General features: G+C 68.3%; 1 pseudogene. It reads left to right on the forward strand.

Annotated elements, in window-relative coordinates:
• Positions 1-904: pseudogene (locus EN943_RS37180) on the forward strand (autotransporter outer membrane beta-barrel domain-containing protein); the annotation flags it as partial.

Consider the following 904-nt stretch of genomic DNA (forward strand, 5'->3'; position numbering starts at 1 on the left):
CGGCGGCGGCGGCGACATCTCGGTGACCGGCGTCGGCGGCTTCGTCGGCGGGACCGGCGACGCGGCGAACATCCTCAACAACGGCGCCGGCACCCTCACGGTCGACATTGCGGGCGCGAGCAACTCCGCCGGCGGCCATGGCATTTACGTTCGCGATACAGCGCTTGGCGGCGACATTGGCGTCACCACGGGTGCTGTGACCGCACTGGCGCTCGGCAAAGATGCGATCGATGCGCAGAGCCAGTCGCTGACCGGCAACATCGCGGTGACCGCCAATGGCGACCTTCAGGCGGGTAACGCCGGTTTGGTGGCGGTGATCGTTCCAGGTGCGGCAACCGGCAATATCGAGGTGACCACCAACGGGTCGATTGACGCCCGGTTCGGCATCGACGCCGAGAATCTCGGCACGGGCAGGACGACGGTGGTCGCAGGGGGTCCAATTGCCGCGACCACCGGCAACGGCATCTTTGCCGCATCGGTCGGCAGCCATGTAATAGTGGCAGCGCGCGATGTCACCGCCACCGGCAACACGGCGATCGTAGCCTGGCACGCCGGAGCTGGCGCGGGCGCGGTTGACATGAGCGCGAACAATGTCTCCGGCACGACGGGCATCGTGGCCACCAACAATGGCACGGGCACGGTTGGCGTCACTGCCACCGGCACGATCACCGGCACCCTCGCCGAGGGTATTGTGGCGACCGGTAACAATGCAGTGAGCGTAAGCGTCCTCGAGGCAGTGACCGGGGCGACCAACGGCCTGACCCTGATCGGCGGGACCGGCGGCGGCGGCGACATCTCGGTGACCGGCGTCGGCGGCTTCGTCGGCGGGACCGGCGACGCGGCGAACATCCTCAACAACGGCGCCGGCACCCTCACGGTCGACATTGCGGGCGCGAGCAACTCC

The organism is Mesorhizobium sp. M7A.F.Ca.US.006.01.1.1, assembly GCF_003997935.1.
Lineage (GTDB): Bacteria > Pseudomonadota > Alphaproteobacteria > Rhizobiales > Rhizobiaceae > Mesorhizobium.